This window comes from Streptomyces sp. UH6, assembly GCF_013421635.1.
Lineage (GTDB): Bacteria > Actinomycetota > Actinomycetes > Streptomycetales > Streptomycetaceae > Streptomyces > Streptomyces abyssomicinicus.
On record NZ_JACADT010000247.1, the window covers coordinates 1 to 6742 of the forward strand.

At 72.9% G+C, this 6742-nt stretch carries 5 protein-coding genes and 1 pseudogene; 5 read left to right on the forward strand and 1 reads right to left on the reverse strand.

Going from position 1 to position 6742, the window contains the following annotated elements; all coding sequences use genetic code 11:
- The 5 genes from HW445_RS14315 to HW445_RS14335 all read left to right on the forward strand — a co-directional run.
- Positions 1–1226: Nramp family divalent metal transporter (locus tag HW445_RS14315; protein WP_306673321.1), on the forward strand; the 1226-nt coding region annotated here is incomplete at its 5' end.
- Between the two features lie 126 nt (positions 1227–1352).
- Positions 1353–1892 (forward strand): transcriptional regulator, encoded by a 540-nt coding sequence (locus HW445_RS14320; protein ID WP_180221405.1) that lies wholly within the window; start codon positions 1353–1355, stop codon positions 1890–1892.
- Entirely contained in the window at positions 1889–3184 is a 1296-nt protein-coding gene (locus tag HW445_RS14325; protein ID WP_180221406.1) for an MFS transporter, read from the forward strand. The genes HW445_RS14320 and HW445_RS14325 overlap by 4 nt, the downstream gene beginning before the upstream one ends.
- Positions 3185–3564: 380 nt before the next feature.
- Positions 3565–4662 (forward strand): ribosome small subunit-dependent GTPase A, encoded by a 1098-nt coding sequence (gene rsgA, locus HW445_RS14330; protein ID WP_180221407.1) that lies wholly within the window; start codon positions 3565–3567, stop codon positions 4660–4662.
- A complete protein-coding gene (locus tag HW445_RS14335) occupies positions 4659–5978 on the forward strand; it encodes a bifunctional class I SAM-dependent methyltransferase/N-acetyltransferase (RefSeq protein ID WP_180221408.1) in 1320 nt (439 codons plus the stop codon). Before rsgA ends, HW445_RS14335 begins: the two co-directional genes overlap by 4 nt.
- Positions 5979–6116: 138 nt before the next feature.
- On the opposite strand, the pseudogene HW445_RS14340 reads toward HW445_RS14335, so the two are convergent.
- Positions 6117–6742: pseudogene (locus tag HW445_RS14340) on the reverse strand (integrase); the annotation flags it as partial.

Here is a 6742-nt window from a genome sequence, read left to right on the forward strand (position 1 = left end):
CCCGGGGCGTCCCCCGCGCCGCCCTGACCCGCGCCGTCATGCTGGGCCCGGCCTTCGTCGCCGCCGTCGCGTACGTCGATCCGGGCAACTTCGCCACCAACTTCACCGCCGGCGCCCACTTCGGGCACCGCCTGCTGTGGGTGGTCCTGGCGGCCAACGTGACCGGTCTGTTCTTCCAGACCCTGGCGGCCAAACTGGGCGTCGCCACCGGCCGCGACCTGATGCGGCTGTGCCGGGACCGGTATCCGCGCCCCGTGACCTACGGCCTGTGGGTCCAGGCCGAGACGGTCGCCGTGGCCACCGACCTCGCGGAGATCATCGGCGGCGCCCTCGCCCTCCACCTGCTGCTGGGAACGCCGCTGCTGCTCGGTGGCGCCATCACCGCGGCCGCCTCCTTCGCCCTGCTCTTCCTCGACCGCGGCGGCCGCCGACGCTTCGACTGGATCGTGGCCGGAGCGCTGTTCGGCATCGCGGGCGGAATGCTGTGGTGCACCGCGGCGGCCGGCCCCGCTCTCGAGGACCTCTCCTCCGGACTCGTGCCGGGATTCGACGGCCGGGAGAGCCTCCTGCTCGCCGTCGGCATCATCGGCGCCACCGTGATGCCGCACGCGATCTACCTGCACTCCGCCCGGTCCGCCGAGCGGGTGTCGACCCTGCGGCGCACCGGGGTCTTCCGCCCGGGCCGCGACGACCGCGCCGTCCTCCGCGGCATCCGGTTCGACGTCACCGCCGCCATGGTGCTCGCGGGCATCGTCAACGCGGCCATGCTCATCGTGGGCGCCCAGCTGGCCGGCGGTCCCGGGCCGCTCGTGGAGACCCTGGAGGACGTGCGGGACGGGCTTCAGGCGACGCTCGGCGGGGGAGTGGCCCTGGCCTTCTGCGGGGCGCTGCTGATCTCGGGACTCGCCTCGTCCTCGGTGGGCACCTACGCCGGACAGGTGATCATGTCCGGCTTCCTCCGCCGCTGCCCGCCCCTGATGGTGCGCCGGATCCTGACGGTGTCCCCCTCACTGCTCGTGCTGGGCATGGGCGTCGACCCGACGACCGCGCTGGTGTGGTCCCAGGTGGTGCTGTCCTTCGGCCTGCCCTTCGCCCTGGTTCCGCTGCTCCTGGCCACCCGGGACAAGCGACTGATGGGGTCCCTGGTGAACCACCCCGTCACCACGGCCTGCGGCGCACTGGCGGGAGCCGCGGTCATCGGCCTCAACCTCAGCCTCCTCCTGTGACCCGCCCCCGCCCCGCCCCCCGGCCGCTCCGCGCCGCGGTGCACCGGCGGGTGGCCGTCGCGGCGTGACGTCTCGCGGACGGAAACCCCCTTGCGCAATGGTCAAGAAGTGTTGACCATTGGTCCCATGTCCGACGACGAACTGCCCGAGACCTTGCACGTCACCACTGACGAGCAGCTACGCGCCGTCTCCAACCTCACGCGCCACCGGATCATGGCCGTGCTCCGCTTCGAGCCCGCGACGATCACTCAGATCGCCGAGCGCGTGGGCCTCGCGAAGGGGAGTTCCAGCTACCACGTACGCCTGCTCGAACGGGCCGGCCTGGTGAAGGTGGTGCGAACGCGGAAGGTGCGGGGTGTCACCGAGCGGTACTACGCGATGGCCGCGCGGACGATCGAGCTGCCGGATCCGGGGGAGGGAGGGCCGGATGTGCTGATGCGGCACGCGGTGGCGGACCTGGAGGCGGCGCCCGCGGCAGGCGAGCGCCACGTACGGATGGCGCACCTGCGGCTCACCGAGGAGCAGTTCGCGGAGCTGGGAGCACGGCTCGAGGCACTGGCCGACGAGTACCGGGAACTGTCCGATCCGTCGCTGCCGGACGCGTCACTCGTCTTCGCGCTGTTCCACCCCGCGCCGCGCGATCAGGCCGAGGGGGACGCCAAGTGACCCACTCCGCCAAGAAGTTACCGACCGGGTTCGGACGGCTGTGGACCGCGCAGACGGTGTCCTCGCTCGGTGACGGCGTGTCGCACGCCGCGCTGCCGCTGCTCGCGTTGACGCTGACGCGGGACCCGATGGCGCTCGCCGTCGTCACGGCCGCCGGAACACTGCCGTGGCTGCTCTTCGGGGTGCTCGGCGGTGCGCTGGTGGACCGCTGGGACCGTCGGCGCACGATGTGGATCACGGACGTGGTGCGCGCGGTGTCGCTCGTGATACCGGCGGCAGCGGCCGTGCTCGACGTGCTGAGCATTCCGCTGCTCGCGGCCGTCGCGTTCCTGCTCGGTCTCGGCGGACTCTTCTTCGACACGGCCGCCACGGCCTACCTGCCGGATCTGCTCGGCCGGGACCCCGCACTCCTGGAGCGCGCCAACTCCCGCCTGCGCGGCACCCAGACCGCCGCGTCCGGCTTCGCGGGACCGCCCGCGGGCAGTGCCCTGCTCGCGCTGGGGCGGGCCTTACCGCTGGTCGCCGACGCGGTGTCGTTCGCGCTCTCCGCACTGCTCGTACGGTCGCTGCCCGCCGCACCCCGGCCGGTGCCGCAGGCCCGTGAGTCGCTGCTGCGACAGGCGCGGGCCGGCGCCTCGTACGTGTTCCGGGACCAACTGCTGCTCGGGCTCGCGCTGCGTCCGGCGGTCGGGAACGTCGCCTTCCTGGCGGTGGAGACCGTCCTCGCCCTCTTCGCGCACGACCGTCTCGGCATCGGCACCTTCGGCTTCGGCCTGCTCCTCACGGCGGAGGCCACCGGCGGTCTGCTCGGCGCGAGCATCGCTTCCTTCCTCGGCCGACGACTCGGCACCGGCACCGCGCTCACCTGCACGGCCGCGGTCGAGGGACTCGCCATCCTGTGCCTGGCCGGCGCCCCGGACCCGTACGTCGCCGGCCTCGCACTCGCCGTGTGCGGAGCGGGCATGGGCGCCACGATGGTGCTCGGCCCCTCCCTCCGCCAGGCGATCGTCCCGGCCCGCCTGATGGGCCGGGTCGCCTCCACCTCCCGCATGCTCGCCATGTGCGCCGCCCCGTTCGGCGCCTTCCTCGGCGGCTGGCTGGCCACTGCCCACGACGTGCGCACCCCGCTGTACGCCGCCGCCGGCCTCCTCCTCACCATGACCGTCGTCACGGCGACCATGACCAGCAACCGCCGGGTCGAGGCGGCACTGTCCGCCGCCGCCCCGGCCGACGGTCCGGAGGACCCGGTGTCCGAGCATCCCGCCCGGAAGGGTACGCGCGACGCGCTGTGACGCCCGCCGCGTGGGCGCCATCACGAGGCCCACGCCCACTGCCCTGCGGATGCCGACCGGATCCCCGAGATCTGCCTCCGCCACGGGGGGGCGCCCTCATCGTGCGGCGGCCGCCGCCTCCGTTCCCGCCATTGTCCGGACAGTGCCGGGAACGGAGTGTTAACCTCAGCGGTGCAGGGACAACCAGGTCACTGCGGGACCGGAATGGGGAGGTGAGTCGATGTCTGTCGCCAAGGCCACTGCCGTGTGCAGTGCCCGCCGGACCATCCTCACGTCCCGGGCCCCGGTCTGACCTGACATCGATGCCCCCGCACGAGCTTTGACAGCTCGCGGAAGGCAATCCTCCGTGCCGATCGGGGCCCCTTTTCAAGGGTCCTACGTTGTCTCAATCCTCTTGGCATCACGCTCAGCCGTACTCCCTGGCGGACTACGGCTGGGACGAGGCGTGCGAGCACGCCTTCGCACCCCATCGCACCGCCGGACTGATCCCCGCCCGCATCGTGCGGGCCGAACGCGGCTCGTGCGAAGCAGTCACCGACGCCGGAGTCGTCCGTGCGGAGATTCCCGGCACCGCCGATCACGGTGATCCGTTGTCGGCACCGTGCACGGGAGACTGGGCGGCGCTGCGCCCCGCCACCACCGGCCGCGCGCCGGTGCTGCACGCGATGCTGGAACGTCGCACCGCCCTGGTGCGCTCGTCTTCCTCGCGTACCTCGCACGGCCAGGTCCTGGCCGCCAACGTCGACACCGTCGTGGTGGCGGTGTCGCTCGCGGCACCGCTCAAGCACGGACGGACCGAACGCATGCTCGCCCTGGCATGGGAGAGCGGCGCCCAGCCGGTCGTGGTGCTCACCAAGGCCGACGCGTGCGCGGACCTGCCCTCCGCCGAGGAGCAGGTGTCCGGGGTGGCCACCGGTGTCGACGTCCTGGTCACCAGCGCCGTGACCGGACAAGGCATGGACACCCTGACCGCCGTCCTCAACGGCACCGTCGTGTTGCTCGGCCCTTCCGGAGCGGGCAAGTCCACCCTGGGCAACCGGCTGCTGGGCGAGGACCGGCTGGCCACCGGCGCCATCCGTGAGGTGGACGGCAAGGGTCGGCACACCACTTCCTGGCGGGAACTGCTCCCGCTGCCCGGCGGCGGGGTCCTGCTGGACACCCCCGGTCTGCGCGCGATCGGTCTCCACGGCGCCCGGAGCGGGCTGGAACAGACCTTCGCCGACATCGAGGACCTCGCACCGGCATGCCGGTTCACCGACTGCGCCCACGTGAACGAACCCAGCTGTGCGGTGCTGGCCGCCGTCGAGGCAGGAGACATTCCCCAACGCCGTCTGGACAGCTACCACCGGCTGCGGCGGGAGAACGCCCACTCCGCTTCCCGCACCGACGCGCGGCTGCGCGCCGACCGCGAGGCCACCAGGAAGGAGATCACGCGCCACCTGCGCGCCACCTACCGGTTCCGGGAGCGACGGCAGTGAACAGCAACGACACCCACAACGACACCCCCACCGCCGGCGGCGATCCGGTGACGCAGGCGTTCTTCACCCTGCACCACGGCCTGCCCCGGCAGGGACCGGGCTCGGACGCCACCACACGGCACGCGCTGGAGACGGCCGGACCGCTGCCCGACCACCCGCGGGTCCTGGACGCGGGCTGCGGCCCCGGCCGCTCCGCACTGCTGCTGGCCGAAGAAGCCGGTGCGCACGTGACCGCGGTCGACCTGCACCAGCCGTACCTGGACAGCCTGGCCGCCGAAGCGGCCCGGCGGAGCCTGGGCGACCGGATCACGGTGGTCAACTGCTCGATGGACCAGCTGCCCTTCCCCGATCACAGCTTCGACGTGATCTGGGCCGAGGGGTCCGTCTACACCGTCGGCTTCGACGTCGCCCTGCGCGCCTGGCGTCGCCTGCTCGCTCCGGGCGGCGTCCTCGTCGTCACCGAAATGGAATGGACCGTGCCCAGCCCCGCCGCCCCGGTGCGCGCCTACTGGGACGCGGCCTACCCGCTGCGCACCCACACCGCCAACACCGACGCCGCACAGGCCGCGGGCTACCGTCTCCACGCGCACCGGTCGCTGCCGGAAAGCGACTGGTGGGACGAGTACTACACGCCGCTCACCCAGCACATGGACCGGGCGGACCCGCAGCAGCCCGGCATGCCGCAGGCCCTGGCGGCGCACCGGACAGAGATCGACATGCGGCGCGAACACGGCGGCGACTACCACTACGCCGTCTACATCCTCCGTCCCCACGACCACACCCCCGACACCACCGAGGACGACACCATGACGACCTGGACCACCCGCTCCGAGACCACCGAGGACATCCCCGCCATCCGCGACATCCTCCTCGCGGCCTTCCCCACCGCCCTGGAGGCCGACATCGTCGACGCCCTGCGGGCCGACCCGAAGGCGTGGATCGACGGACTGTCCATGGTCACCACGACCCCGGACGGCACCGCGACCGGGTACGCGCTGCTCACCCGCTGCCACGTCGAGGGCGTACCCGCTCTCGCCCTGGCACCCTGCGCGGTGCTGCCCTCGGCCCAGCGCACCGGCGCCGGCTCCGCCGCCATCCGCGCCGCACTCGACGCCGCCCGGGCCATGGACGAAAACCTCGTCCTCGTCCTGGGACACGCCGACTACTACCCGCGGTTCGGCTTCACACCGGCCTCCCGCCTCGGTATCCGCGCACCCTTCGAGGTGCCGGACGAGGCCATGATGGCCATGGCCCTCGACACCACCCGCACGGTTCCCACCGGAACCATCCAGTACCCCGCCGCCTTCGGCGTCTGACCCTCCTGTGGTGCCCCGGGGCTCACACCCCCGGGGCACCACAGCCCCGTCACTGCCGCGGAGCGGCTCGCCACTTCGTCGTAGCCGTACGAGCGCGGATGCCTGGAGCCGGCGACGCCTCCGCACCGGCGGCGTCGGTCAGACGAGCCCCTGGGCGGCGTTGTCGTCCCAGCCGTCGATGCGCTGGATGTAACGGTTGAGGGAGCGGGAGTGGCGGGCCCAGCCGCCTTGGTCGGCGATGGTGATGGTGTCCTTGCCGCGGGCGCGGGCGGTGGTGGCGAGACCGATGCGCAGGCTGTGGCCGGTCCAGGTGAGGGGGACGTGGGCGCGGTCGCTGATGCGGGTGATGGCGCGGGTGACGGAGTCGGGGGTGAGGCCGCCGGTGGGGTTGCCCCAGCGGTCGATGCCGAGGAAGGCGGGCGCGTCGGGCGCACTCCAGCGAGGGTCCACCTCGGCGGACAGACGCTTGCGGTACGTGATCCAGGCGCGGACGGGACAGAGGTCGGGGTCGTCGGCGTAGGGGATCCGCGCGTCGCGGACGGTGTGCTGGGTCTTGCCGGTGAGGACGGAGACGACCAGGCCGCGGTACTCGAGACGGACGTCGGCGGCCAGCAGGCCGGCGGGGTCCTGGGCGCGGGCGGCGTAGTGGAAAGAGGTGAGGACCAGGGCTTTGTCGCGGTGGCCGGCGAGGGAGTCGGGGCAGGCACGGGCGACGGCGCGCAGATCACCGACGGTGGCGGCCGGCGCCTGGCCGCGGCCGCGGC

Coding starts and splice junctions, on each gene's coding strand:
- HW445_RS14320 (WP_180221405.1), top strand. CDS start 1,353: ATGTCCGACGACGAACTGCCCGAGACCTTGCACGTCACCACTGACGAG.